The organism is Nocardioides cremeus (assembly GCF_030518195.1).
Classification (GTDB): domain Bacteria; phylum Actinomycetota; class Actinomycetes; order Propionibacteriales; family Nocardioidaceae; genus Nocardioides; species Nocardioides cremeus.
Window position 1 is genome coordinate 1 of sequence record NZ_JAULSC010000286.1, and the last position, 276, is coordinate 276.

The window sequence follows — 276 nt, forward strand, 5'->3', positions numbered from 1 at the left end:
CGCAAGGAATCGGTGATGACCTGCAAAGCGTGAGGCGAGCGCATCAGCAGCGAGTTGCCAGTGCCGGTGGTGTCGAAGTAGTGCAACGGGTCGTTGTCGACCAAACGGTAATACGCCTGTTTGTCAATGCCCTTGAAGCTGAGCGTTGGCCCCATGTGGTTGCCCTCCGCAGTGTGGTTGTACACCACATCGAGGATTACCTCGATGCCGTTGCGGTGAAACTCCTTGACCATGGCGCGGAATTCGTTCACCTGTTCGCCGCGCTGGCCTTGGCTT

1 pseudogene is annotated in these 276 nt (G+C 58.0%); it reads right to left on the bottom strand.

Features of this window, described 5'->3' with window-relative positions:
* Positions 1-276 (bottom strand): annotated as a pseudogene (locus QWJ41_RS21175) (alpha-amylase family glycosyl hydrolase); the annotation flags it as partial.